14 protein-coding genes, 1 tRNA gene and 1 rRNA gene are annotated in these 26,135 nt (G+C 70.9%); 12 read left to right on the plus strand and 4 right to left on the minus strand.

All coding sequences use genetic code 11. From position 1 onward, the window contains the following. From rrf to ACZ52C_RS21115, 3 genes are all read left to right on the plus strand, one after another. Nucleotides 1-92 (plus strand): 5S ribosomal RNA (gene rrf, locus ACZ52C_RS21105); the annotation flags it as partial. A 114-nt stretch (nucleotides 93-206) separates the two neighbouring features. Continuing rightward, nucleotides 207-869: a DegT/DnrJ/EryC1/StrS family aminotransferase gene (locus tag ACZ52C_RS21110; protein WP_469076499.1), complete on the plus strand. Its 663-nt coding sequence runs from the start codon at nucleotides 207-209 to the stop codon at nucleotides 867-869. A gap of 123 nt (nucleotides 870-992) precedes the next feature. Continuing rightward, a tRNA-Thr gene (locus ACZ52C_RS21115) sits at nucleotides 993-1,065 on the plus strand. Nucleotides 1,066-1,112: 47 nt separating this feature from the next. Here ACZ52C_RS21115 and ACZ52C_RS21120 read toward each other — a convergent pair. Then, nucleotides 1,113-3,857, minus strand: a complete 2,745-nt coding sequence (locus ACZ52C_RS21120; RefSeq protein WP_469076169.1) for a SpoIIE family protein phosphatase — start codon at nucleotides 3,855-3,857, stop codon at nucleotides 1,113-1,115. 456 nt (nucleotides 3,858-4,313) lie between these two features. On the opposite strand from ACZ52C_RS21120, the gene ACZ52C_RS21125 reads away from it, so the two are divergent. From ACZ52C_RS21125 to ACZ52C_RS21165, 9 genes are all read left to right on the plus strand, one after another. Next, the gene (locus tag ACZ52C_RS21125; RefSeq protein ID WP_469076170.1) at nucleotides 4,314-9,710 is read left to right on the plus strand and encodes a HAMP domain-containing protein; all 5,397 of its coding nucleotides are present in this window, start codon (nucleotides 4,314-4,316) and stop codon (nucleotides 9,708-9,710) included. A gap of 297 nt (nucleotides 9,711-10,007) precedes the next feature. Further along, nucleotides 10,008-10,691 (plus strand): response regulator, encoded by a 684-nt coding sequence (locus ACZ52C_RS21130; protein WP_086796453.1) that lies wholly within the window; start codon nucleotides 10,008-10,010, stop codon nucleotides 10,689-10,691. A gap of 183 nt (nucleotides 10,692-10,874) precedes the next feature. Beyond that, nucleotides 10,875-13,610 carry an FtsK/SpoIIIE family DNA translocase gene (locus ACZ52C_RS21135; protein WP_469076171.1) on the plus strand — a complete coding sequence of 912 codons (2,736 nt, stop codon included), beginning with the start codon at nucleotides 10,875-10,877 and terminating at the stop codon, nucleotides 13,608-13,610. Nucleotides 13,611-13,933: 323 nt separating this feature from the next. Then, complete coding sequence (locus ACZ52C_RS21140; RefSeq protein WP_469076172.1) at nucleotides 13,934-14,800, plus strand: helix-turn-helix domain-containing protein; 867 nt, start codon at nucleotides 13,934-13,936, stop codon at nucleotides 14,798-14,800. Nucleotides 14,801-14,922: 122 nt separating this feature from the next. Then, nucleotides 14,923-16,404, plus strand: coding sequence for a 30S ribosomal protein S12 methylthiotransferase RimO (gene rimO, locus ACZ52C_RS21145; RefSeq protein ID WP_469076173.1), 1,482 nt, complete (start codon nucleotides 14,923-14,925; stop codon nucleotides 16,402-16,404). After that, nucleotides 16,401-17,147 (plus strand): CDP-diacylglycerol--glycerol-3-phosphate 3-phosphatidyltransferase, encoded by a 747-nt coding sequence (gene pgsA, locus ACZ52C_RS21150; RefSeq protein WP_469076174.1) that lies wholly within the window; start codon nucleotides 16,401-16,403, stop codon nucleotides 17,145-17,147. The genes rimO and pgsA overlap by 4 nt, the downstream gene beginning before the upstream one ends. After that, nucleotides 17,144-17,689, plus strand: coding sequence for a CinA family protein (locus ACZ52C_RS21155; RefSeq protein WP_469076175.1), 546 nt, complete (start codon nucleotides 17,144-17,146; stop codon nucleotides 17,687-17,689). Before pgsA ends, ACZ52C_RS21155 begins: the two co-directional genes overlap by 4 nt. A 109-nt stretch (nucleotides 17,690-17,798) precedes the next feature. After that, entirely contained in the window at nucleotides 17,799-18,176 is a 378-nt protein-coding gene (locus ACZ52C_RS21160; RefSeq protein ID WP_005481441.1) for a helix-turn-helix domain-containing protein, read from the plus strand. 198 nt (nucleotides 18,177-18,374) lie between these two features. Further along, complete coding sequence (locus ACZ52C_RS21165; RefSeq protein WP_469076500.1) at nucleotides 18,375-18,845, plus strand: Dps family protein; 471 nt, start codon at nucleotides 18,375-18,377, stop codon at nucleotides 18,843-18,845. Nucleotides 18,846-19,273: 428 nt separating this feature from the next. Here the strand turns inward: ACZ52C_RS21165 and ACZ52C_RS21170 are convergent, their stop codons facing one another. From ACZ52C_RS21170 to ACZ52C_RS21180, 3 genes are all read right to left on the minus strand, one after another. Next, nucleotides 19,274-20,038, minus strand: coding sequence for an SDR family NAD(P)-dependent oxidoreductase (locus ACZ52C_RS21170; protein ID WP_469076176.1), 765 nt, complete (start codon nucleotides 20,036-20,038; stop codon nucleotides 19,274-19,276). Nucleotides 20,039-20,082: 44 nt separating this feature from the next. After that, entirely contained in the window at nucleotides 20,083-20,949 is an 867-nt protein-coding gene (locus ACZ52C_RS21175; RefSeq protein WP_469076177.1) for an Fpg/Nei family DNA glycosylase, read from the minus strand. Between the two features lie 134 nt (nucleotides 20,950-21,083). Continuing rightward, a complete protein-coding gene (locus tag ACZ52C_RS21180) occupies nucleotides 21,084-25,988 on the minus strand; it encodes an ATP-dependent helicase (protein WP_469076178.1) in 4,905 nt (1,634 codons plus the stop codon). Between the last annotated feature and the right edge of the window lie 147 nt (nucleotides 25,989-26,135).

Below are 26,135 nucleotides of genomic sequence, written 5' to 3' on the forward strand. Positions count from 1 at the left end.
CGCCCGGTTACATTCCGAACCCGGAAGCTAAGCCTTACAGCGCCGATGGTACTGCAGGGGGGACCCTGTGGGAGAGTAGGACGCCGCCGAACAATAATTGATGGAGCTGGTCCCCGAATTTCGGTTCGGGGACCAGCTCTTTTTTGTTGCGCTTTACTTGGAGTTCACGTTGCGCGACCAGGATCCGCACCATGGGTACCGTTGGAATGCTCAGGGCCGCGGGTGTCGGCGCAGGTGACGAGGTCGTCGTGCCAGCGTTCGGGAACCCGGAGGTCGCCCAGGCGGTGAGCCTGGCGGGGGCCGTGCCGGTGTTCGCCGACATAGATCCGGTCACGTACTGCCTGGACGCCTCGGCTGTCGAGGCCATGGTGACGTCGCGGACGGTGGCCGCCGTCGTCGTGCACCGCTTCGGCCGGGCCGCCGACATCGCGGCGCTTCGTCAAGTCGGCCGGCGCCATGGGCTGTTGGTGCTGGAACAGGGTGAGTCGGAGACGCCGTACAGCGAACTCGGAGAACGTCGGCGGCGGGCCGCGTATCTCAACGCCAAGTTGAAGGGCGTACGGACTCCCGAGGGCTGCGACGGGCACACCTTCCAGCAGTACGTCGTGCGCGTGCCCGGGAACGGGCGGCCGGACCGGGACGCCTTCGCGCGGGCCGTGCGGGCCAAGGGAGTCGAGTGCAGTGTGCCGGTGAAGACGCCGGTGCACCGGATGCCCGGGTTCAGGCGTGACGTCTGTCTGCCGGAGACCGAGCGGGCCGCCGACGAGACACTGGCACTGTCCATCGGCGGCGAGATGTCCCAGCGGCAGCTGCAGCGGCTGGTGTCGGCCTGCAATGCGCTCGGCGGGCTGCTGCAACCGGCCTTCTAGTTCCGGCGCTTGGAGCACTCGGGGGCACTTGTGCCCGGCCGGTGCGCTGCGGGTTCGAAGCATCCGCCGAATCGGGGTATGATCTATCTCGTTGCCGCGAGGGAAACCTCGAACAGGTGACAGGCCCCTATAGCTCAGTCGGCAGAGCGTCTCCATGGTAAGGAGAAGGTCAACGGTTCGATTCCGTTTGGGGGCTCGGAAAGAAAGGCCCCGCCCATTGGGCGGGGCCTTTTTCGTGCTCGCTCAGTCCCGCTGGAGACCCGGGACGCGCATCGCCAGAATCGCCATGTCGTCGGAGGGCGCGTCGGAGGCGAAGCGCTCGACCGCGCGCATCACTCGGGCCGCGACCGCGCCGGCCGTGAGGCCCGTGCAGGTGGTGAGGACCTCGGTGAGACCGTCGTCGCCCAACATGCGGGTGCCCTCGCGGCGTTCGGTGACGCCGTCCGTGACACAGAGCAGGACGTCCCCGGGGTCGAGGGTGACGGTCTGCTCGTACAGCTCCAGGTCCTCCATGACGCCGAGCAGGGCCTGCGGTTCGGCGGCCGGTTCCACCGTGCCGTCCTGGCGCAGGCGCAGCGGCAGCGGGTGGCCGGCGCAGACGACCTTCAGGACCGCGCTGCCGTCCTCCTGGGGCCACAACTCGCCGTACAGGAGCGTGAGGAAGCGGCTGCGGGCTCCCTCGTCGATGATCGCGGAGTTGAGGCGCTCCAGGACCGCCGGGCCGGCGTAGCCCTCGCGGGCGAGCAGACGCAGGGCGTGGCGGGCGAGGCCGGTGACCGCGGCGGCCTCCGGGCCCGTACCGCAGACGTCGCCGATGGCGAAGCCGTACGCGCCGTCACGGATGGGGAAGAGGTCGTAGAAGTCGCCGCCGACCTCGTTGCCCTCGCCGGCCGCGCGGTAGATGACCTCGACCTCGACGCCGTCGATCTGCGGGAGCTCGGGCGGCAGGAGGCTGCGCTGGAGGGACTGGCTGATGGCCACGCGCTCCGAGTACAGACGGGCGTTGTCCAGGGCGAGGGCGGCCCGGCGGGAGAGGTCCTCCGCCAGCTCCAGGATCTCCTGGCGGAAGTGCTCGTCGGTGGGTTTGCCGAGGGTCAGCATGCCGATCACGCGGTTGCGGGCCACGAGCGGGAGGACGACGGTCTCGCCGCCCACCGCAGAGGCCGTCGCCAGGGTGGTGCCGATGCCGGAGCTGACCGTGGCGGGTTCGCCCAGGCCGAGGCTGCGCATGGAGGTGCGCAGGGCCGCCTGGTGGGCCGCCTCGGCGGGGGCCGTCCAGACACGGGCGCCCGGGGTGGGGATCGGCTCCGGCGGGCGGATCTTGACGAGGAGGGCCTTGAGGCCGTCGATGAGGTCCTCGTCCTCGTGCAGGACGTAGCTGAGGTAGGGCTCCGAGGCCTGGTCGGCGATCGTGTAGACGGCGCACCACGTCGCGAGGGTCGGGATGGTCATCTGGGCCATGAGGGCCAGGGTCTGGTCGCGGTCCAGGGTGCCCGCGAGGAGGTCGGAGGCCTCCACCAGGAAGCTCAACGAGCCGCGGCGCAGGCGTTCCAGCTCGCCCAGGCGGGCCGACTCGACGGCCAGTGCGATGCGGTCGGCGGCGAACTGAAGGCGCAGGGCCTCCTCGTTGGAGTACCGGCCCTGGGCCTCGGCGGCGACACCCAGCGAGCCCGTGAGGCGGCCCTCGACCTTGAGGGGGACCGTGACGACCGAGCGCATGCCCGTGCCGTTGAGGAGGGGGACGGCGCCGGGGACGGCCGTGAGGTCGTCATGGACGGCCGGCATACGGGCCGAGCTGTAGCGGCCCGGGCCGGCCTCCACGGGGACGCGGGCGAAGCGCTGGCGGGCCGAGGGCAGGCCCGTGGAGGCACGTACCTCCAGCTCCGTCTCGTCGTCGGTGGCCAGCAGCAGGAAGGCGGAGTCGCCGTCGAGCATGTCGCGGGCGCGTTCGACCGTGCGCTGGAGGAGGCCGTCGAGGTCGTCCGGGGCGGGGGAGCCGATGAAGACCTCGAAGGGGTCCGTCGCCTGGCCCTCGCCGGAACCGGAGCTGTCGCCGGACGGCATGCGGATCGGGGTCTGGAGGACGGCGCGCTCGTGGTCGCGCACCAGGAGGCAGACGGTGGAGGGGTCGCCGGCCGTGTCGCGGACCCGGAGGTGGGAGGCGTAGACCGGAATCACGCGGCCGTTGGCGTCGCGGATGCCGTAGCTGCCCTCCCAGCGGGAGAGTTGGAGGGCCTCGGCGACGCCGGTGCTGGTGCCCGGTGTGTGCGGCCAGGCGGCGAGGTCGGTGAGGGGCTTGCCGACGACCTGGTCGGGGGCGTAGCCGAAGAGTTCCTCGGCGTCCTCGTTCCAGGCGCCGATGGCGCCCGTGCGGTCGATCTGGACGACCGCGACGCGGACCCGGCCGTCGGCGAGCGGGAGCAGGTCGGCGGGCAGGGACGGGCCGGCCGAGCGGGTGCCCACGGGGCGGTCGGGGAGGTCGAGTTGGAACCAGACCTGCTTGTGCGTGGACGTGTACTCGACGCCCCAGCGGGTGGCCATCGCCGCGCACAGCTGGAGGCCGCGGCCGCCCTCGCGGTCCGGGCTGCCCATGTTGATGTGGCTGCCCTGGAGGGGGATCTCACGTTCGGGGTATCTGTCGGCGACCTCAATGCGTACGCCGTCGTCGGCGCGCAGACAGAGGACGTCGGCGGAGGTGCCGGCGTGGATGACCGCGTTGGTGACGAGTTCGCTGGTGAGGACCACCGCGTCGTCGACGATGTCGGCGAAGCCCCAGCCCTGGAGGGTGTCGCGGACGAACGAGCGGGCGGTCGCGACGGATCGTGAGACGGCAGCGAAGCTGGCGGCCGCGCGCGCGGTGATCACAGAACTCCTTGTCCGGTTCTCTACGTGCGGGGGTGCGTGGACGGCCTCCTGCCGGGGCAGAGGCTGGTTCTCCGTCGGCCTGGGGTCCTGGGGGGTCTCCCCGGGATGCAGTCCGGTGGTCATGGTGAGGCCGCCCCTCCGATGCCTGCCCGCTCGTGCTCGTGCGCCACCGCCCAGGCCGGGTCGGAACCGGCGTGGCTGGACAGCCGCATGCAAGGTTACTTACCTTCGCCGTCCATGCGGATGCCGGTCGTCTGTGTTTCCGTCCGGAGGTGTGCGGACCGTGTGCGAAGCTGCCGAACTGTTATGGCCTGGTTCAGCCATGGTGAAACACTGGGCAGGCTTCCAGGAGAAGGTCGGGCGACTCCGAGTACGAAGCGGCACGAGTGGTACGAGCAGTGTGAGTAGTGCAAAGCGTCCGAATGTGGCGAAGTACGCCCAGCAGGAACGGTCGACCCTTGCGGGAGGGACACAGTGGAGTCTGGCGCAGCGACGCGGGGCACTAAAGCGCGCGCGAAAGGCGGACAGTCCCTGAGCGACCAGCGCAAGGCGCGCAAACCGCGCAATGGAACCACGACCGTGGACACGGCCGCCCTGACCCGGCTGCTCACGGCTCTGGAGGCGATGCGGGACGGCAACTTCCGAAAGCGGCTGACCGTCTCGGGTGACGGTGTCATGGCCGAGATCGCCGCGGTCTTCAACGAGGTGGCGGACCGGAATCTGCATCTGACCGGCGAGTTGTCGCGGGTGCGGCGGGTCGTCGGGCGTGAGGGCAAGCTCACCGAGCGGCTGGAGACGGGGGCCACCGAGGGGTCGTGGGCGGCGGCGATCGACGCGTCGAACGCGCTGGTCGACGATCTCGTGCGACCGGTCTCCGAGGTCAGCCGGGTGCTGTCGGCCGTCGCGGACGGTGATCTGTCGCCGCGCATGGAGCTGCGGACGCAGGCGCCGGACGGGACCGGGCATCCGTTGCGCGGGGAGTTCCTGAAGGTCGGGCGCACGGTCAACAACTTGGTCGACCAGCTGTCGACGTTCACCGACGAGGTCACCCGGGTGGCCAGCGAGGTGGGCACCGAGGGCAAGCTGGGCGGTCAGGCCAAGGTGCGCGGCATGTCCGGTTCGTGGAAGGACCTGACGGAGTCCGTCAACACCATGGCGTACCGGCTCACCGCCCAGGTGAGGGACATCGCGCTGGTGACGACCGCGGTCGCTAAGGGTGATCTGTCCCGGAAGGTCACGGTTCACGTGGCCGGCGAGATGCTGGAGCTGAAGGAGACCGTCAACACGATGGTCGACCAGCTCTCCGCGTTCTCCTCCGAGGTGACGCGGGTCGCCCGTGAGGTGGGCACCGACGGGCAGCTCGGCGGTCAGGCAGAGGTGCCGGGTGTGGCGGGCGTGTGGAAGGAGCTCACCGATTCGGTGAACACCATGGCCGGCAATCTCACCGCGCAGGTGCGGGGGATCGCCCAGGTCACCACAGCGGTCGCCAACGGCGACCTGTCGCAGAAGGTGACCGTGCCCACACGGGGTGAGGTGGCCAAGCTCGCCGAGACCATCAACCAGATGACCGAGACGCTGAGGATCTTCGCCGACGAGGTCACGCGGGTGGCCAACGAGGTGGGGGCCGAGGGCCGGCTGGGCGGTCAGGCGCAGGTGCCGGGCGCGGCGGGAACGTGGAAGGACCTCACCGATTCGGTGAACACGGTGTTCCGGAACCTCACCATCCAGGTGCGGGACATCGCGGCGGTGACCACGGCGGTGGCCGACGGTGACCTCTCGCAGAAGGTCACGGTGGACGTGGCCGGCGAGATGCTGGAGCTGAAGAACACCGTCAACGGCATGGTCGACCAGCTCTCGTACTTCGGTGACGAGGTCACGCGGGTGGCCAACGAGGTGGGGGCCGAGGGCCGGCTGGGCGGTCAGGCGCAGGTGCCGGGCGCGGCCGGTACGTGGAAGGACCTGACGGACTCCGTCAACACGGCGTTCCGGAATCTCACCGGACAGGTGAGGAACATCGCGGCCGTGACGACGGCCGTGGCCAACGGCGATCTCTCGCAGAAGGTCACCGTCGATGTCGCGGGCGAGATGCTCGAACTGAAGAACACCGTCAACACGATGGTGGACCAGCTGTCGAGCTTCGCCGATCAGGTGACGCGGATGGCCCGGGACGTGGGCACCGAGGGCCGTCTCGGCGGTCAGGCCCGCGTCGACGGTGTGTCCGGCACCTGGAAGGAACTCACCGATTCCGTCAACTCGATGGCCGGCAACCTCACCTCGCAGGTGCGCAACATCGCGCAGGTGACGACGGCCGTGGCGCGCGGCGACCTGTCGCAGAAGATCGACGTGGACGCGCGCGGGGAGATCCTGGAGCTGAAGAACACCATCAACACGATGGTCGACCAGCTGTCGTCCTTCGCCGACCAGGTGACCCGGGTCGCCCGGGACGTGGGTACGGAGGGCCGTCTCGGCGGTCAGGCGCAGGTGCCCGGGGTGGCCGGTGTGTGGCGCGACCTCACCGAGTCCGTGAACGGCATGGCGGGCAACCTCACCGGTCAGGTGCGCAACATCGCCCAGGTCGCCACGGCGGTGGCCCGGGGCGACCTGTCCCAGAAGATCACCGTGGACGCGCGCGGGGAGATCCTGGAGCTGAAGAACACGCTGAACACGATGGTGGACCAGCTGTCGTCGTTCGCGGAGGAGGTCACCAGGGTCGCCCGCGAGGTGGGTACCGAGGGCCAGCTCGGCGGTCAGGCCGAGGTGCAGGGTGTCTCCGGCACCTGGAAGGACCTCACGCAGTCGGTGAACTTCATGGCGAACAACCTGACCATCCAGGTGCGCCAGATCGCCGAGGTCACGACCGCGGTCGCCAAGGGCGACCTGTCGAAGAAGATCACCGTGGACGCGAAGGGCGAGATCCTCGAACTCGTCACCACCGTCAACACGATGGTCGACCAGCTGTCGTCGTTCGCCGAGCAGGTGACCCGGGTGGCCCGCGAGGTGGGCACCGAGGGCATCCTCGGCGGCCAGGCGCACGTGCCGGGCGTCACCGGGATCTGGAAGGACCTCAGCGGCAATGTGAACCTGATGGCCAAGAACCTGACCATGCAGGTGCGGAACATCTCCCAGGTCGCGGCGGCCGTGGCCAACGGCGATCTGACCCGGACGGTGACGATCGAGGCGGCCGGTGAGGTCGCGCAGCTCGCCGACACCTTCAACAGCATGGTGAAGACGCTGAGTTCGTTCGCCGACCAGGTCACCAAGGTGGCCCGTGAGGTGGGCACGGACGGCATCCTGGGCGGCCAGGCGCACGTGCCGGGTGTGGCGGGTACCTGGAAGGACCTCACCGAGTCGGTGAACTCGATGGCGTCCAACCTCACCGGACAGGTGCGCAACATCGCGATGGTGACGACCGCCATCGCCAAGGGCGACCTGACCAAGAAGATCGACATCGACGCGCGCGGCGAGATCCTGGAGCTGAAGACCACCATCAACACGATGGTCGACCAGCTGTCGTCGTTCGCGGAGGAGGTCACCCGGGTGGCCCGCGAGGTGGGCACCGAGGGGCAGCTGGGCGGTCTCGCGCGCGTGCGCGACGTCGACGGCACCTGGCGGGACCTCACCGAGTCGGTGAACGAGATGGCCGGGAACCTGACCCGGCAGGTCCGCGCCATCGCGCGCGTGGCCACCGCGGTGACCCGGGGCGACCTGAACCTCAAGATCGACGTCGACGCGTCCGGCGAGATCAAGGAGCTGCAGGACTACATCAACAAGATGATCGCCAACCTGCGGGACACCACGATCGCGAACCAGGAGCAGGACTGGCTCAAGGGCAACCTGGCCCGGATCTCCGCCCTGATGCAGGGCCGGCGGGACCTCGACGACGTGGCCTCGCTGATCATGAGCGAGCTGACGCCGGTGGTGTCCGCGCAGCACGGCGCGTTCTTCCTGGCGCTGCCGTTCCTCGACGGCAAGGACCTGGCACCGGACAACGACGACCAGTACGAGCTGCGCATGCTCGGTTCGTACGGCTATTCGATGGGCTCCATGCCGACGTCGTTCCGGCCCGGTGAGGCGCTGGTCGGGACGGCGGCCAAGGAGAAGCGCACGATCCTGGTGGAGAACGCGCCCAGTGGTTATCTGAAGATCTCCTCCGGTCTCGGCGAGGCGCCCCCGGCGCAGGTCATCGTGTTGCCGGTGCTCTTCGAGGGGACCGTGCTCGGGGTGATCGAGCTGGCGTCGTTCACGCCGTTCACCCAGATCCAGAAGGACTTCCTGAGCCAGATCGCGGAGATGATCGCGACCAGCGTGAACACCATCTCCGTCAACACCAAGACCGAGGTGCTGCTGAAGCAGTCGCAGGAGCTGACCGAGCAACTGCGTGAGCGGTCCGACGAGTTGGAGAACCGGCAGAAGGCCCTCCAGGCGTCCAACGCCGAACTGGAGGAGAAGGCCGAGCTGCTGGCCCGGCAGAACCGCGACATCGAGGTGAAGAACACCGAGATCGAGGAGGCGCGGCAGGTCCTGGAGGAGCGTGCCGAGCAGCTCGCGGTGTCCATGCGCTACAAGAGCGAGTTCCTCGCGAACATGTCGCACGAGCTGCGCACGCCGCTGAACTCGCTGCTGATCCTCGCCAAGCTGCTCGCCGACAACGCCGAGTCGAACCTGACGCCCAAGCAGGTCGAGTTCGCCGAGACGATCCACGGGGCGGGCTCGGACCTGCTCCAGCTCATCAACGACATCCTGGACCTGTCCAAGGTCGAGGCGGGCAAGATGGACGTCTCACCGACCCGGATCGCCCTCGTCCAGCTCGTCGACTACGTGGAGGCCACCTTCCGGCCGCTGACCGCCGAGAAGGGCCTCGACTTCTCCGTACGGGTCTCGCCGGAGCTGCCCGCCACGCTGCACACGGACGAACAGCGGCTGTTGCAGGTGCTGCGGAACCTGCTGTCCAACGCGGTGAAGTTCACCGACTCGGGGGCCGTGGAGCTGGTCATCCGGCCGGCGGGCGCGGATGTGCCGGTGGCCATCCGGGAGCAGCTGCTGGAGGCGGGCTCGCTGCGGGACGCCGACGCGGACATGATCGCGTTCTCGGTGACGGACACGGGCATCGGCATCGCGGCCAGCAAGATGCGGGTCATCTTCGAGGCGTTCAAGCAGGCGGACGGCACCACGAGCCGCAAGTACGGCGGTACGGGTCTGGGGCTGTCCATCTCGCGGGAGATCGCCCGGCTGCTGGGCGGCGAGATCCACGCGCAGAGCGAGCCCGGACGCGGTTCCACCTTCACCCTGTATCTGCCGCTGCACCCCAGCGAACTGCCCCCGCAGGGCTACGCGCACAACACGCCGGCCGCGCTGGAGGCGGGCGAGCTGCTGGCGTCCGAGGAGGAGCTGGCGCGGCGCGCCGAGACGCCGGCCGAGGTGAAGTCGTACCGCGAGACCCAGAACGGGGCCGCCGCGCTCTTCAGGCGGCGGCGTCGGTCCGTGACGGCGGGCTCCCCGTCCGCCTCGCACGCGCAGGGCAACGGGCAGGCGCAGGAGCACTGGGCGCAGCAGGCGGCTCAGGAGGCGGCCTCGCAGGCGCGCCGGACGGCGGCCCGGTTCGACGGTGAGAAGGTGCTCATCGTCGACGACGACATCCGTAACGTCTTCGCGCTCACCAGCGTGCTGGAGCAGCACGGTCTGTCCGTGCTGTACGCCGAGAACGGCCGTGAGGGCATCGAGGTCCTGGAACAGCACGACGATGTGACGGTCGTACTGATGGACATCATGATGCCCGAGATGGACGGATACGCGACGACGACGGCGATCCGGCGGATGCCCCAGTTCGCGGGGCTGCCGATCATCGCGCTGACGGCCAAGGCGATGAAGGGCGACCGGGAGAAGGCGATCGACTCGGGCGCTTCCGACTATGTGACGAAGCCGGTCGATCCGGATCATCTGTTGGCGGTCATGGAGCAGTGGATGCGGAGTGAGTGACCGGAGGTGCGGCCCGTGGTCACAACGCGTTGGGGGGCGCGCGAAGTTGTTGACTCAGTGTGGCCGAGGCCGTGTAGAAACGCGGGATTCGGGGAACCTTCTGGTCCCCGCTTGCGTTTCTGCTACGAGCACAGTGACATCACGGTGACAGGGTGTGGCGACGGGCGGGGTGCGGCTACGATGACCGGCACAAGGACGGGTGGCGCGAGGGAGTCGTCCCCTGGGGTGACGCCGACCGGTGTCACGTCGAGTCCTGCGGACAGGGGAGGCCCCAAGCCGGGGCGAGGAGGGCGGGCCATGGTGCAGAAGGCCAAGATCCTCCTGGTCGATGACCGGCCGGAGAATCTGTTGGCGCTGGAGGCCATCCTCTCCGCGCTCGATCAGACACTGGTGCGGGCATCGTCCGGGGAGGAAGCGCTCAAGGCGCTGTTGACGGACGACTTCGCGGTCATTCTGCTGGACGTCCAGATGCCAGGAATGGACGGTTTCGAGACGGCCGCGCACATCAAGCGGCGCGAACGGACCCGGGACATCCCGATCATTTTTCTCACCGCCATCAACCACGGACCGCACCACACGTTCCGTGGGTACGCGGCGGGGGCGGTCGACTACATCTCGAAGCCGTTCGACCCCTGGGTGCTGCGCGCCAAGGTCTCGGTCTTCGTCGAGCTGTACATGAAGAACTGCCAGCTCAGGGAGCAGGCGGCGCTGCTGCGGCTCCAGTTGGAGGGCGGCGGCAAGGGCACGGCGGGCGGTTCCAAGGAGCCCTCCGGCGGCATCCTCGCCGAGCTCTCCGCGCGGCTCGCGGCCGTGGAGGAGCAGGCGGAGGCGCTCTCCAAACAGCTCGACGACGACTCCGCGGACGCCGCGGCGGTGGCCACCGCGGCCCATCTCGAACGCAAACTCACGGGCCTGCGCAGGGCGCTGGACGCGTTGGAGCCGGGCACGGGCGGACCCTCGCCGATGCCGTCGCAGAACTGAGCGCATGTCGGGAAGCGGGCCCGGTCACACAAGTGACCCGGGCCCGCGTCTCGTTGCGGGTGGCTCCGGCACGGTTGACGGGCTGTCAGCCGTGTCAGCTTCGGGGCGGCCCGGACGCGACACGAACGGGTGAAGCAGTAGGCACACGTGTCGGCTGTGGCCTCCACCGGTAACCTCACACTCATGGCCTCACGTCAGTCCGCAGCGAAGAAGCCGCCCGCGAAGAAGGCGGCCGCTCCGACGAAGGCTCCGGCGAAGAAGGCCCCCGCGAAGAAAGCCGCCGCCAAGAAGGCACCTGCCAAGAAGGCGACGGCGAAGAAGACGGCCCCTCCGAAGCCGGCGCCCAGTCCGACCGGAGGCGTGTACCGACTCGTACGCGCCGTCTGGCTCGGTGTCGCGCACGCCGTCGGCGCGGTCTTCCGCGGCATAGGGCAGGGCGCGAGGAATCTCGATCCGGCGCACCGTAAGGACGGGGTCGCGCTGCTGCTGCTCGCGCTCGCCCTGATCGTCGCCGCCGGCACCTGGTCGAACCTGCGCGGCCCGGTCGGCGATCTCGTCGAGATGCTGGTCACCGGTGCCTTCGGCCGACTGGACCTGCTGGTGCCGATACTGCTGGGGGTCATCGCCGTGCGGTTCATCCGGCACCCCGAGAAGCCCGAGGCCAACGGTCGGATCGTCATCGGCCTGTCCGCGCTCGTCATCGGCATCCTCGGCCAGGTCCACATCGCCTGCGGCTCGCCCGCGCGCAGCGTCGGCATGCAGGCGATAAGGGACGCCGGAGGACTCATCGGCTGGGGCACGGCCACCCCGCTGACGTACACCATGGGCGAGGCCCTCGCCGTGGCGATGCTCGTGCTGCTCACCGTCTTCGGGCTGCTCGTCGTCACCGCGACGCCGGTCAACGCGATCCCGCAACGACTGCGGCTGCTCGGCCAGAAGCTCGGCATCATCGCGGACGACGAGGACGACGACGAGTTCGCCGAGGACGACGCGCGCTACGAGGAGCAGTGGCGCGACGCCCTGCCCGCGCGCTCCCGCCGGCGCGGCTCCGCGCCCGAGCCGTACGACCCGGACGGCGCCGAGCAGGAGGCCCTCACCCGGCGCCGCCCGAGGCGCTCCGCGGTGCGGCAGCCCGACCCGGACCGGCCGATGGACGCCGTGGACGTCGCGGCGGCGGCCGCCGCCGCGCTCGACGGGGCCGTGCTGCACGGCATGCCCCCCTCGCCGGTGGTCGCCGACCTCACCCAGGGCGTCACCGCGGGGGACCGGGAGGAGACCACTCCCGTACCGGCCGCGCGCAGCAGGCCGACCCAGCAGGAGCCGCCGGCCGCCAAGCCGCCCAAGGGGGCCAGGCAGGACGCCCTGGTGCCGGACCTGACCAAGAAGGCCCCGGACACACCCCGCGAGCTGCCGGCGCGTGCCGAGCAGCTCCAGCTCTCCGGCGACATCACCTACGCGCTCCCCTCGCTCGACCTGCTGGTGCGGGGCGGCCCGGGCAAGACGCGCAGTGCCGCCAACGACGCCATAGTGGCCTCCCTGTCGAACGTGTTCTCCGAGTTCAAGGTCGACGCCTCGGTCACCGGCTTCACCCGTGGGCCGACGGTCACCCGCTACGAGGTCGAGCTGGGCCCCGCGGTCAAGGTCGAGCGGATCACCGCGCTCACCAAGAACATCGCCTATGCCGTCGCCAGCCCGGACGTGCGGATCATCAGCCCGATCCCCGGCAAGTCGGCCGTCGGCATCGAGATCCCCAACACCGACCGCGAGATGGTCAACCTCGGCGACGTCCTGCGCCTCGCGGACGCGGCGGAGGACGACCACCCGATGCTGGTCGCGCTCGGCAAGGACGTCGAGGGCGGCTATGTGATGGCCAATCTGGCGAAGATGCCGCATGTGCTCGTCGCGGGTGCGACCGGTTCGGGCAAGTCGTCGTGCATCAACTGCCTGATCACGTCGATCATGGTCCGCGCGACCCCCGAGGACGTCCGCATGGTCCTCGTCGACCCCAAGCGCGTGGAGCTGACGGCCTACGAGGGCATCCCGCACCTCATCACGCCGATCATCACCAACCCCAAGCGGGCCGCCGAGGCGCTCCAGTGGGTCGTGCGCGAGATGGACCTGCGCTACGACGACCTCGCCGCCTTCGGCTACCGGCACATCGACGACTTCAACGAGGCCATCAGGAACGGCAAGGTGAAGCTGCCGGAGGGCAGCGAGCGCGAGCTCCAGCCGTACCCGTACCTGCTGGTCATCGTGGACGAGCTGGCCGACCTGATGATGGTGGCGCCGAGGGACGTCGAGGACGCCATCGTGCGCATCACCCAGCTGGCGCGGGCGGCAGGCATCCATCTGGTGCTCGCCACCCAGCGGCCGTCCGTGGACGTGGTCACGGGTCTGATCAAGGCGAACGTGCCCTCGCGGCTCGCCTTCGCGACCTCCTCGCTCGCCGACTCGCGTGTCATCCTCGACCAGCCCGGCGCCGAGAAGCTGATCGGCAAGGGCGACGGACTGTTCCTGCCGATGGGGGCGAACAAACCGACCCGTATGCAGGGCGCGTTCGTGACCGAGGACGAGGTCGCGGCGATCGTCCAGCACTGCAAGGACCAGATGGCGCCCGTCTTCCGGGACGACGTCACCGTGGGTACCAAGCAGAAGAAGGAGATCGACGAGGAGATCGGCGACGACCTCGACCTGCTGTGCCAGGCGGCCGAACTGGTCGTCTCCACGCAGTTCGGCTCGACCTCCATGCTCCAGCGCAAGCTGCGCGTCGGCTTCGCCAAGGCCGGGCGGCTGATGGACCTCATGGAGTCCCGGGGGGTCGTCGGGCCGAGCGAGGGCTCGAAGGCTCGTGACGTTCTTGTGAAACCCGATGAGCTGGACGGCGTGCTCGCGGTGATCCGGGGGGAGACTGAGGCGTAAGGGCCGCAGCGGTATCGCGGAGGGGCGCGTCAGGGGCGCACAGCAGGAGAAAAGCGGTTGTCCGGCGGGCGGAACACGGATGGGATTACGTCATCCGGGTATTCGAACGTGACTCACCCGTAAGGAAATGGTGAGCAACCGTTTCCCTTCGTCGTACGTCAAGTTGGACGAGGGGACGGCCCCGCGCCCCACCCTCACCACCAGCAGGATGACCGGCCATTCTGATGGCGTACAAACTCGTACCGCCCGGTTGCCCCACCCTTTCGCACCCCCCCTAGACTGAACCTCCAGCACAGGTGGCTACACGCTCGAAAGGCGCCCCCGTGTCCATCGGCAACTCCCCTGACGGCAACTTCCCCGAAGACGAGCGTCCGTTCGAAGACGACCGTGACGAACGCTCGGCGGAACGCCCCTCGATCGGTCGTGCCCTCCAGCAGGCGCGCATCGCGGCCGGGCTGACCGTCGACGACGTCAGCAACGCCACCCGGGTCCGCATCGCCATCGTGCACGCGATCGAGCAGGACGACTTCGCCCCCTGCGGTGGCGACGTCTACGCGCGCGGTCACATCCGCTCCCTCGCGCGCGCGGTGCGCATCGACCCCGCCCCGCTCCTCGAACAGTTCGCGGAGGCGCACGGCGGGCGGCCCGCGCCCACCCCCGCGGCCCCGCTGTTCGAGGCGGAGCGGATCCGTCCCGAACGACGCGGCCCGAACTGGACCGCCGCCATGGTCGCCGCGATCGTCGCGGTGATCGGTTTCGTCGGCTTCACCGCGTTCAGCGGCGGGGACGACGACGGCGACACCACACAGGTCGCCGAGGGCTCCACGCCGACCACCGGCAAGTCCCCCTCGCCGACGCCCAAGGCCGACAAGCCCGACGCCGACCCGAAGCCCGACCCGACCGACAGCGCCATCGCCGCCGCGCCCCGCGACAAGGTGACCGTGCAGGTCAGCGCCTCCGACGGCCGTAGCTGGATCTCCGCCAAGGACCACAACGGCCGCTTCCTGTGGGACGGCCTCCTCAAGCAGGGCCAGTCCAAGACCTTCCAGGACAGCTCCAGGATCGACCTCGTCCTCGGGGACGCCGGAGCCGTCCAGCTCTACGTCAACGGCAAGAAGATCAAGGACGACTTCCAGCCCGGCCAGGTCGAACGTCTGACGTACACGAAGGGCGACCCCGAGGTCGGCTGAGCAGTCCGCGCGTCCGGGGCGGACGCACGGACGAGTCAGAGGGAAACGCGAGTACGGGGTTGGCCGTGATCGGCCAACCCCGTCGACGTGGGCTGTCACTGGGACGAAGTAGTCTTGAGCCCATGCCTGAACGCCGTACCGTCGCACTCGTCACTCTTGGCTGCGCCCGTAACGAGGTGGACTCGGAGGAGCTCGCAGGCCGCTTGGAGGCGGACGGCTGGGAGCTCGTCGAGGACGCCGAGGAAGCGGACGTCGCGGTCGTCAACACCTGTGGCTTCGTCGAGGCCGCCAAGAAGGACTCCGTCGACGCCCTGCTGGAGGCCAACGATCTCAAGGGGCACGGCAGAACCCAGGCCGTCGTGGCGGTCGGCTGCATGGCCGAGCGGTACGGCAAGGAACTGGCCGAGGCGCTGCCCGAGGCCGACGGCGTGCTCGGCTTCGACGACTACGCCGACATCTCCGACCGCCTCCAGACCATCCTGAACGGCGGCATCCACGCCTCGCACACCCCGCGCGACCGGCGCAAGCTGCTGCCCATCAGCCCGGCCCAGCGCCAGGAGTCCGCGGCCGAGGTCGCGCTTCCCGGACACGCCCCCGTCGATCTTCCGGAGGGTCTCGCTCCGGCTTCGGGGCCACGGTCCCCGCTGCGCCGCCGGCTGGACGGCTCACCTGTCGCCTCCGTGAAGCTCGCCTCCGGCTGTGACCGCCGCTGCTCCTTCTGCGCCATCCCCTCCTTCCGCGGCTCCTTCATCTCACGCCGCCCGTCGGACGTGCTGAACGAGACGCGCTGGCTGGCCGAGCAGGGCGTCAAGGAGGTCATGCTGGTCTCCGAGAACAACACCTCGTACGGCAAGGACCTGGGCGACATCCGGCTGCTGGAGTCCCTGCTGCCCGAGCTGGCCGAGGTCGACGGCATCGAGCGGGTGCGCGTCAGCTACCTCCAGCCCGCCGAGATGCGGCCCGGCCTCATCGACGTGCTCACCTCCACGCCCAAGGTCGTGCCCTACTTCGACCTCTCCTTCCAGCACTCCGCCCCGGCGGTGCTGCGGTCGATGCGCCGCTTCGGCGACACCGACCGGTTCCTGGAGCTGCTGGACACCATCCGCGGCAAGGCCCCCGAGGCCGGCGTCCGGTCCAACTTCATCGTGGGCTTCCCCGGCGAGACCGAGGACGACCTCGCGGAGCTGGAGCGGTTCCTCAACGGCGCGAGACTGGACGCCATCGGTGTCTTCGGCTACTCCGACGAGGAGGGCACCGAAGCGGCGACGTACGAGAACAAGCTGGCCGAGGACGTCGTCGCCGAGCGGCTCGCGCGGGTCTCGCGGCTGGCCGAGGAACTGGTCTCGCAGCGCGCCGAGGAGCGCGTCGGACAGACCGTGCGGGTGCTGGTCGAGTCGGTCGACGGCGACGAGGGCGCGTACGGCCGAGCCGCGCACCAGGCGCCCGAGACCGACGGCCAGGTGCTGTTCACGAACGGCGAGGAACTGAGCGTCGGCCTTATGGTCGAGGCGAAGGTGGTCGGCACGGAAGGCGTCGACCTGGTGGCCGAGGTGCTTCCGGGCTCGCTCGCCTCCCTCGCGTGTACTGAGGAGGCGGCCAGATGACGGGAGTCCCGGCATCCGCGGCGGGCGGCACCTCCGGCGCCAAGAGCGCGGCGAGCGCCTCCGGCGTTCCCGGCGCCCCGAGCGCCGCCGCCCCCAGCGATGCCGGGGAGGCACGGCCCGTCCGCGGCGGGAAGCTGGGAGCCGCCGCCGTCGACCAGGCCAGCCTCTGGAACATCGCGAACATCCTGACCATGGTCCGCCTGGTCCTCGTCCCGGGTTTCGTCGTGCTGATGCTCGTGGACGGCGGGTACGACCCGGTCTGGCGGGCCTGGGCCTGGGCCGCCTTCGCCGTCGCCATGATCACCGATGTCTTCGACGGCCATCTGGCCCGGACGTACGACCTCGTCACCGACTTCGGGAAGATCGCCGACCCGATCGCGGACAAGGCGATCATGGGCGCGGCCCTGATCTGTCTGTCCTACCTCGGCGATCTGCCGTGGTGGGTGACCGGCGTCATCCTGGGCCGTGAGCTCGGCATCACCCTCCTGCGCTTCGTCGTCATCCGGTACGGAGTCATCCCGGCGAGCCGCGGCGGCAAGCTGAAGACCCTGACGCAGGGCATCGCCGTCGGGATGTACGTGCTGGCACTGGAGGGTCCCCTGGCCACCCTGAGGTGGTGGGTGATGGCCGCGGCGGTCATTCTGACCGTGGTGACCGGACTCGACTATGTGAGACAGGCCATTGTGCTGCGCCGACGCGGAACCGCCGAGCGCGAAGCCGCGGCGGAGGGAGCGGAACGGTGACTTCCACGGCCGCCGAAGTGCTGCGACTACTGACCGTGAGGGGCGAGACGCTCGCCGTCGCGGAGTCGCTGACCGGTGGTCTGGTCGCGGCCGCGCTCACCGCGGCCCCCGGGTCCTCCCAGGCCTTCCGGGGCTCGGTCACCGCGTACGCCACCGAGCTGAAGCACCAGTTGCTCGATGTCGACGCCGCCCTGCTGGACCAGCGGGGAGCGGTGGATCCGCAGGTCGCGGTGGAGATGGCGCAGGGCGTGCGCTCGGCGCTCGGCGCCGACTGGGGGATTTCGACCACCGGCGTCGCGGGCCCGGAACCACAGGACGGCCGGCCCGTCGGCACGGTCTATGTGGCCGTCGCCGGACCGTCCGCAGCCGAATCCGGCGTATCAGGTGGCGGGAAAGTGTCGTCGTTGCGGTTGAACGGCGGCCGGACGGAAATCCGTATGGAGAGTGTACGGAGCGTACTCGCACTGCTCCTCGAGGAGCTTGCGGGCGAACAGACCGGGAATGAGCGGACACAGGATACGGAACAGAACGGGGGGACTTGATGTTTGCAGCCCTGAGTGAACACAACAGCGCTCCCCGCACGGCCGCAGCGCAAGGCGGTACGGTGGGGCGTGAAGGATGCGGCTACGCGGTCCGAGGAGGGAGCCACCGATGATTCTGCTCCGTCGCCTGCTGGGTGACGTGCTGCGTCGGCAGCGCCAGCGCCAGGGCCGTACTCTGCGCGAAGTCTCCTCGTCCGCCCGAGTCTCACTCGGCTATCTCTCCGAGGTGGAGCGGGGGCAGAAGGAGGCTTCCTCCGAGCTGCTCTCCGCCATTTGCGACGCGCTGGACGTACGGATGTCCGAGCTCATGCGGGAAGTGAGCGACGAGCTCGCCCTTGCCGAGCTGGCCCAGTCCGCAGCGGCCACCGAGCCGGTGCCAGCGCCAGTGCGTCGACCGATGCTCAACTCCGTCTCGGTGGCCGGTGTGCCGCCGGAGCGGGTCACGATCAAGGCGCCCGCCGAAGCGGTGGACGTCGTCGCGGCGTGACCTGCCGCGACCGAGTGCATGAGCACCGGCGCGCGCCGGTGAAGCGGTAGAACGAAGCGGAAGCCCCGGTCGGGGGCCGCCAGGGAGACCTGGGGGTGCCGGCCGGGGCTTTTGTGTTGCCTGGGGCTCCCGTTTGCCGGGGTGGCGGTGTGCGGTCATGGTGGTCGTACGGTCGTCTCAAGAATCCGGAGCGTGCTGATGTACGTGGTGAAGAGCCCGCTGTCCGAGGCCGATCTCAAGACCGTCTCCGAGGCGCTGCAAGGCGCCCTCGTCGATCTGGTCGACCTCTCCCTGGTGGCCAAGCAGATCCACTGGAACGTCGTCGGACCGCGATTCCGCTCGGTCCACCTCCAGCTCGACGAGGTCGTGGACACCGCCCGACTGCACTCCGACACCGTCGCCGAACGCGCCTCCACTCTTGGGGTCTCGCCGGACGGGCGGGCCGGGACGGTCGCCGAGAGCAGCGGTATCGGCCGGGTGCCGGACGGCTGGGTCAAGGACGCGGACGCGGTCGGGACCCTGGTGGACGCGCTCGGCGCGGTGATCACCCGGATGCGGGCGCGGGTCGAGAGCACCGCGGAGGCGGATCCGGTGAGCCAGGACATCTTCATCGGGATCACGGCGGATCTCGAGAAGCACCACTGGATGTTCCAGGCGGAGAACGGGTAGCGCGGCGCGGGCGGCCGGTGGGGGCGTGAGGACGGCGGTGAGGTGCTACGGGGCGCATCGGGTGTCGTGGGGGCGCGGTCCCCGTGAGGGGGCCGTGCGTCCCTGTGCCGGTGGTGCGCCCTCTCCGGCCGTGACGAGGGCCGTCTAGCGTCGTTCTGGGGGCCCGAAGGCCTTGGAGGTGGCGGCCATGCGAATAGCTCGCTGGGGGGCGTCTCTGGGGCTCGGTGCGCTGTGGTGGTGGGGTGTGCTGCGACTCGCGCTGGTGCCGGACGCCGGCGCGGTGGAGGGGGCGGTCGCGGCCGGGGGGTGGGGGCTGAGTCTCCTCCCTGTCCACTGTGCGCCGAAGGGTCGGGCAAGGGAACGGTCGGGGGGCGCGTCAGGGGGCGCGAGGGGTGGTCCTGTTCTGGGGGGCGCGGTGGGGGCCGCGGTCACCAGGGCATGGCCACCCCGCCGTTCGGGCGGAGGATCTGGCCCGTCGTGAACGCCGAGGCGTCGGAGGCGAGGTGCAGCACGGCGTGGGCGATGTCGCCGGGCTCGCCGACCCGGCTCAGCGGTGACAGCCGGGCCATGAGGGACTCGGTCCGTGCCTGGGCCTCGCGGTCGTGGCGGTCGGTCATGGGGGTGCGGATCCACCCCGGCGCCACGGCGTTGACGCGGATGCCGTGGGGGCCGACCTCGGTCGCCAGGGTCTTCGTCAGCTGGACCACCGCCGCCTTGGCCACGCCGTAGCAGAGGAGTCCGGGACCGCCGGTGTCGACGGCGCCGGAGGCCATGGTGACGATGCTGCCCCGCGTCTCGTCGGCGATCATCCGGCGGGCCGCTTCCTGGCAGGCGTACAACACCCCCTTGAAGTTGACGCTCCACACCCGCTCCAGATCCTCGTCACGGGTCTCCAGGACCGGGCTGCTGTGCATGATCCCGGCGATCGCCGCCATCACATCGAGCCGCTCGCAGGCGGCCACCGCCCGCGCGAGCCCGCCGCGGTCGGTGACGTCGAGCCGGTGGACGTGGGCGGTGCCGTTCCCGGCCTTGATCAGGGTCGCCGTCTCGTGCAGGCCCTGCGCGTCCCGGTCCGCGCAGTGCACGGCGGCGCCCGCCTCGGCGAGCAGGACCGCCGACGCGCGGCCGATACCGCTGCCGGCGCCGGTGACGAACGCGGTGCGGCCGGTGAGGTCGTACGCCGGGATGGGCATGAAGCGACGGTACGAGCGTTTCTGACGGTCCGTCAATTAGTACGTCAATCAGTCGTACGGCCTCGGGTTCCGCCGGAGATGCGGGGGCTCGGGCGGCGTGCTCCGGTGTCGCGGGCGGGCGGCACGGGGCCGGTCTGGCAGGTGGGGCACCAGTAGGTGGGGCGCTCCCGGGAACCGTCGCCCTGGTCGGCCACGCGGACGGGGGTCTGGCAGCGCAGGCACGGGCGGGGGGCCCGGCCGTACACGAACAGGTCGGGCCGGCGGAGGCCCGTCGTGCTGCGGATCGGACGCTCGCGGTTGGCTTCGAGGAGCTTCTTGGCGAGGCCCGGCAACCGGGCGGCGAGGTCCTCCGGGAGGGCGCCCACGGGGAGCCAGGGGGTGACCCGGAGCAGGAAGCACAGCTCGCTCTTGTAGACGTTGCCGATGCCGGCGAGATTGCGCTGGTCGAGCAAGGCCTCGCCGAGGGGGCGCGCGGGGTCGCTCAGAAGGTTGGTGAGGGCCAGATCGGGGTCCCAGTCCGGGCCGAGCAGGTCGGGGCCGAGGTGGCCGACGGCGCGGGATTCCTCGACGGTGCGGATCAGCTCCAGCACGGGGAGGCGGTAGCCGACGGCCGTGCGGTCCAGGGTGCCCAGGATGGCGCGGATCTGGTGCGCCGGGCCGCCGCGCCAGCGCTCGTCGTGGGCGTACACCTTCCAGGAGCCGTCCATCCGCAGATGGGAGTGGAGGGTGAGGCCGCCTTCGATACGGGTGAGGAGGTGCTTGCCCCGGGGGGTGACGTCCAGGACGGTACGGCCGGTGAGATCGGCCGTGGCGAACCTCGGGACCCGCAGGTCGGAGCGGGACAGGACCTTGCCGGCGAGGGCGGTGTGCAGCCGTCTCGCCGTCTGCCAGACGGTGTCACCTTCGGGCATGGGTCAAGAGTGGCATGTCGGGGAGAGCGGGTGCTCGGTGGCTGGACGGTCCTTCTCGTGACAGGGAGGCGCATGGCGGACCGGGTTCGTCCCTTTGACGGGGGTGCTCTTCGTGCACGGTGGACGCTCTTCGTTCACGCTCGGATGCGCAGGCCCCGGGGGGTCGCGATGAAGCCCGCTCCTTCCAGGAGGGGGCCGTGGGGGGAGGTGAGGGCGGAGGTGCCGTTCACGCGTTCCACCGTGACCGTGCCCAGGGAGCCCGCGCGTGCCGCCGCGGAGAGGGCTTCGGCGGCCGGACGCAGACGGGGGTCGTCCACGGGTCTGGCGTCGGGGTCGGCGGGCCAGGCCAGGAGGGTCTTGCCGCCCCGCTCCATGTAGAGGGTCAGCTCGCCGTCGACCAGGACGACCAGGGAGCCCGCCTTGCGGCCCGGCTTGTGTCCGGCCTCGGTGGGTGGCTCGGGCCAGGGGAGGGCGGCGCCGTAGGCGTTCGCGGGGTCGGCGGCGGCCAGGACGACGGCGCGCGGGGAAGGCGTGGTGCGGGGGTGGTGCGGGGGGCGGCCGGAGCGGTTGTACGGGCCGGTCCGGGTGGGCGTGTGGTGTCCGTCCGGGTTCGGGGTGCCGTCCGGGGCGTACGGGGAGTCGACGCCGGGGTGGAGGTCGGGGGAGCCGGAGTCGACAGAGGGGAACGGGGTGCCGGAGGTGTCGGAGAAGGTGTCCCACGGGGGCTCGGTCGTGGCTGCCGTGGGGTGGGCGTCGGCGGCGGCCGTGTACGGGGCGGGGCCCGGGACGGGCTCGTTCCGTTCGCGGGCGTTGGACACGGCGCGGAGGCGGTCCACGGCGCCGTCCATCGCGAACTGGGCGGCGCCCAGACCCTCGACGACGTAACCGCGGCGGGCCTGGCCGCTCTCCTCGAAGACGGAGAGGACGCGGTAGACCGCGGAGAAGCCGCCCTCGACCCCCTCGGCGCCGACCGCGCCCCGGGTCACGACGCCGTGGCGGTCGAGGAGGGTACGGGCCAGGGCGTGGGCGCGGACGGTGGTGTCGGGCTCATGGGCGGGGAGGAGGGACCAGCGGCCGGCGACCGTGGGCGGGCCCGTACGGGACTGGGGGCGCGCTGCGGCCGTCAGGGAGCCGTACCGGCCGCGCGGGACCGTGCGCTTGGCGCGGTGGGCGGTGGAGCCCGCGGTGCGGCCCGAGCCCAGGAGAGAGCGCATGGGGGCGAGCGTGTCGTTGGTGAGGCGGCCGGACCAGGCCAGGTCCCAGACGGCGTCCGCCAGTTGGGGATCGGTGGCGTCGGGGTGGGTGGTCGCGCGGACCTGGTCGGCGATCTGACGGAAGAAGAGACCGTAGCCGCCGGAGAGGGCGCTCAGGATCGACTCGTGGAGAGCGGTCGGCTCCAGGGGGTGGGGTGGTGGGAGGAGGAGCGGCGCCGCGTCCGCCAGGTACAGCGAGACCCAGCCGTCCTTGCCGGGGAGGGCTCCGGCCCCGGCCCAGACGACTTCTCCGGCCGCGGTGAGTTCGTCGAGCATCGCCGGGTTGTAGTTGGCCACCCGGGAGGGCAGGACCAGCTTCTCCAGGGCCGAGGCGGGCACGGAGGCGCCCTGCAACTGTTCGATCGCGCGGACCAGGCCGTCGACGCCGCGCAGGCCGTGGCCGCCGCCCACATGCTGCCACTGGGGCAGGAACTGGGCGAGCGCGGCGGGCGGCACGGGCTCCAGCTCATGGCGCAGGGCCGCCAGCGAGCGGCGGCGCAGGCGGCGCAGCACGGCCGCGTCGCACCACTCCTGGCCGATGCCCGCCGGGTGGAACTCGCCCTGTACGACACGGCCGTTCGCCGCCAGACGGTGCAGCGCGCCGTCCGTGACGGCCACACCCAGGCCGAAGCGGGCCGCTGCCATGGCCGAGGTGAACGGGCCGTGTGTGCGCGCGTACCGGGCGAGGAGGTCGCCGAGGGGGTCCTTGACCGGCTCGGTGAAGGCTTCCGGGACACCGACCGGCAGGGCTGTGCCGAGTGCGTCCCGCAGGCGGCCCGCGTCCTCGATCGCCGCCCAGTGGTCGGTGCCGGCGACACGGACCCGGATGGCGCGGCGGGATCCGGCCAGCTCCTGAGCCCACTGCGGCTCGGCGCCGCGCTCGGCCAGCTCGGCGTCGGTGAGGGGGCCGAGGAGGCGCAGCAGGTCCGCGACGCCCTCGGCGTCCTTGACCCGTCGGTCCTCGGTGAGCCACCGCAGCTCCCGCTCCAGCTCGGTCAGCACCTCGGCGTCGAGCAGCTCCCGCAGCTCCGCCTGGCCCAACAGCTCGGCGAGCAGCCGGGAGTCCAGCGACAGGGCGGCCGCGCGGCGCTCGGCGAGCGGGGAGTCGCCCTCGTACAGGAACTGGGCGACGTAGCCGAAGAGGAGGGAGCGGGCGAAGGGGGAGGGCTCCGGGGTGGTGACCTCGACGAGGCGGACCTTGCGGGACTCGATGTCGCCCATCAGCTCGGTGAGGCCGGGGACGTCGAAGACGTCCTGGAGGCATTCGCGGACCGCCTCCAGGACGATCGGGAACGAACCGAACTCGCTCGCCACCTGGAGCAGTTGGGCCGCGCGCTGGCGCTGCTGCCACAGGGGTGTGCGCCGGCCGGGATTGCGGCGGGGCAACAGGAGCGCGCGGGCGGCGCACTCCCGGAAGCGGGACGCGAACAGGGCCGAACCGCCGACCTGGTCGGTGACGATCTGGTCGACCTCGCCCTTGTCGAAGGCGACGTCCGCCGCGCCGAGCGGGGCCTGCTCCGCGTCGTACTCGGTGCCCGCCCTCGTCGGCTCCATGTCGAGCAGGTCCAGGCCCATGAGGTCGGCGTCGGGCAGGCGCAGCACGATGCCGTCGTCGGCGTGCATCACCTGGGCGTCCATGCCGTACCGCTCGGAGAGCTTGGCGCCCAGGGCGAGGGCCCAGGGGGCGTGGACCTGGGCGCCGAAGGGGGAGTGGACGACGACCCGCCAGTCGCCCAGCTCGTCGCGGAAGCGTTCGACGACGATGGTGCGGTCGTCCGGTACGTGGCCGCAGGCCTCGCGCTGCTCGGCCAGGTAGGAGAGCACGTTGTCCGCGGCCCAGGCGTCGAGACCGGCGGTCAGCAGACGCAGCCGGGCGTCCTCCTCGGACAGGGACCCCACCTCGCGCAGGAACGCGCCGACCGCGCGGCCCAGTTCGAGCGGACGGCCGAGCTGGTCGCCCTTCCAGAACGGCAGACGGCCCGGGACGCCCGGCGCGGGGGAGACCAGCACCCGGTCGCGCGTGATGTCCTCGATCCGCCAGGAACTGGTGCCGAGGGTGAAGACGTCCCCGACCCGGGACTCGTACACCATCTCCTCGTCCAGCTCACCGACCCGGCCGCCGCCCTTCTTGGGGTCGGAGCCCGCGAGGAAGACCCCGAAGAGGCCCCGGTCCGGGATCGTGCCCCCGGAGGTGACGGCGAGCCGCTGGGCGCCAGGGCGGCCCGTGATGGTGCCGGCGACCCGGTCCCACACCACACGCGGGCGCAACTCGGCGAAGGCGTCGGACGGATAGCGGCCCGCGAGCATGTCGAGGACGGCCGTGAACGCGGATTCCGGGAGCGAGGCGAAGGGGGCCGCCCGGCGGACGGTGGCGAGGAGGTCGTCGAACTGCCAGGTGTCCATCGAGGTCATGGCGACGATCTGCTGCGCCAGGACGTCCAGGGGGTTGCCCGGGATCCTCATGGACTCGATCGAGCCGCTGCGCATCCGCTCGGTGACCACGGCCGACTGGACCAGGTCGCCCCGGTACTTGGGGAAGACCACGCCCGTGGAGACCGCGCCCACCTGGTGCCCGGCGCGGCCCACGCGCTGCAGGCCCGAGGCGACCGACGGAGGCGACTCCACCTGGACGACGAGGTCCACCGCGCCCATGTCGATGCCCAGTTCGAGGCTGGAGGTCGCGACCACCGCCGGCAGCCGGCCCGCCTTCAGGTCCTCCTCGACCAGGGCCCGCTGCTCTTTGGAGACCGAGCCGTGGTGGGCGCGGGCGAGGACCGGGGGCGCTCCCTGGGCCGCGCCTGAGCCGCCCATCAGCTCCGCCGGGGCATGGTGCTCGTCCAGCGGTTCCCCGGTGGCCCGCTCGTACGCGATCTCGTTGAGCCGGTTGCACAGGCGCTCCGCGAGGCGACGGGAGTTGGCGAAGACGATCGTGGAGCGGTGCGCCTGGACGAGGTCGGCGATCCGCTCCTCCACATGCGGCCAGATCGACGGCCGCTCCGCGCCGCCGTCGGCGTCGGTGGCCGGGGAGCCGCCCAGCTCGCCTAGGTCCTCCACCGGCACGACCACCGACAGGTCGAACTCCTTGCCGGACGGCGGCTGGACGATCTCCACCCTGCGGCGGGGGGAGAGATAGCGCGCGACCTCGTCGACGGGACGCACGGTGGCGGACAGGCCGATGCGGCGGGCCGGCCGGGGCAGCAGCTCGTCGAGGCGCTCCAGGGTGAGGGCCAGGTGGGCGCCGCGTTTGGTGCCCGCGACCGCGTGCACCTCGTCCAGGATCACCGTCTCCACGCCCGTCAGCGCGTCGCGCGTGGCCGACGTCAGCATCAGGAACAGCGACTCGGGGGTGGTGATCAGGATGTCCGGCGGGCGGGTCGCCAGGGCCCGGCGCTCGGCGGCCGGGGTGTCCCCGGAGCGGATGCCCACCTTGACCTCTGGCTCGGGCAGTCCGAGGCGCACCGATTCCTGGCGGATGCCGGTCAGCGGACTGCGCAGGTTCCGCTCCACGTCCACCGCGAGTGCCTTCAGCGGTGACACGTACAGCACCCGGCAGCGCTTCTTCGGGTCGGCCGGGGGCGGGCTCGACGTCAGCTGGTCCAGCGCGGCGAGGAACGCGGCCAGCGTCTTGCCGGAGCCGGTCGGGGCGACCACCAGCACGTCCGAGCCCTCGCCGATCGCCCGCCACGCCCCGGCCTGGGCCGCGGTGGGTGCGGAGAAGGCCCCCGTGAACCAGCCGCGGGTCGCGGGGGAGAAGCCGTCGAGGGCTCGATCTGCGGAGCTGACCATGCCCCCATCCTGCACCCGACCACTGACAACGGCCCGGACCTGGGCAAACGGATCGAGTGGGGCGGGATGAGGGTGGCAGGGGGTGGATGCGGCGGGGCGGTGCCGGGCGGGGCTTGCGTGGTGCCGACGGGGGCGTGGGGTTCGCCG

The sequence above is a fragment of the Streptomyces sp. NPDC034049 genome (assembly GCF_055575575.1).

What these genes read in the sequence shown, in the direction of transcription:
- ACZ52C_RS21110 (WP_469076499.1), top strand. Translation starts at nt 207, where the DNA reads ATGCTCAGGGCCGCGGGTGTCGGCGCAGGTGACGAGGTCGTCGTGCCA.
- ACZ52C_RS21120 (WP_469076169.1), bottom strand. Translation starts at nt 3,857, where the DNA reads ATGACCACCGGACTGCATCCCGGGGAGACCCCCCAGGACCCCAGGCCG.
- ACZ52C_RS21130 (WP_086796453.1), top strand. Translation starts at nt 10,008, where the DNA reads ATGGTGCAGAAGGCCAAGATCCTCCTGGTCGATGACCGGCCGGAGAAT.
- ACZ52C_RS21135 (WP_469076171.1), top strand. Translation starts at nt 10,875, where the DNA reads ATGGCCTCACGTCAGTCCGCAGCGAAGAAGCCGCCCGCGAAGAAGGCG.
- rimO (WP_469076173.1), top strand. Translation starts at nt 14,923, where the DNA reads ATGCCTGAACGCCGTACCGTCGCACTCGTCACTCTTGGCTGCGCCCGT.
- pgsA (WP_469076174.1), top strand. Translation starts at nt 16,401, where the DNA reads ATGACGGGAGTCCCGGCATCCGCGGCGGGCGGCACCTCCGGCGCCAAG.
- ACZ52C_RS21160 (WP_005481441.1), top strand. Translation starts at nt 17,799, where the DNA reads ATGATTCTGCTCCGTCGCCTGCTGGGTGACGTGCTGCGTCGGCAGCGC.
- ACZ52C_RS21165 (WP_469076500.1), top strand. Translation starts at nt 18,375, where the DNA reads ATGTACGTGGTGAAGAGCCCGCTGTCCGAGGCCGATCTCAAGACCGTC.
- ACZ52C_RS21170 (WP_469076176.1), bottom strand. Translation starts at nt 20,038, where the DNA reads ATGCCCATCCCGGCGTACGACCTCACCGGCCGCACCGCGTTCGTCACC.
- ACZ52C_RS21175 (WP_469076177.1), bottom strand. Translation starts at nt 20,949, where the DNA reads ATGCCCGAAGGTGACACCGTCTGGCAGACGGCGAGACGGCTGCACACC.
- ACZ52C_RS21180 (WP_469076178.1), bottom strand. Translation starts at nt 25,988, where the DNA reads ATGGTCAGCTCCGCAGATCGAGCCCTCGACGGCTTCTCCCCCGCGACC.